Raw genomic sequence first — 219 nt, 5'->3', positions numbered from 1 at the left:
AAACAATCGAACCGCCTTCAGCGACCGAATTGGTCGCGCTGAGCGACAGGTTGGTGGTGTCGACGGTGTCAGTCACGTTGGTGTTGACCGGGGTTTTGTCGGCTACGAGGTTTTCGAAGTTGCCGCCAGTCACATTGGTGATCGAGTTGGTGATCGGTGCATGACCGGTCAACGCGTCGTTCGGCGCTGCGGTGGTCGCGGTGCCGGTGGTTTGGCCAA

The 219-nt window shown here is 59.4% G+C and carries 1 protein-coding gene; it reads right to left on the bottom strand.

Annotation, left to right across the window (positions count from 1 at the left end):
* On the bottom strand, positions 1-219 hold a 219-nt coding region (locus V6F91_RS27320), incomplete at both ends, for an immunoglobulin-like domain-containing protein (protein ID WP_332769962.1).

Origin of the sequence: Pseudomonas koreensis (assembly GCF_036668835.1) — a bacterium.
GTDB lineage: Bacteria > Pseudomonadota > Gammaproteobacteria > Pseudomonadales > Pseudomonadaceae > Aquipseudomonas > Aquipseudomonas koreensis_I.
This window is presented reverse-complemented; position numbering and strand designations above follow the sequence as displayed.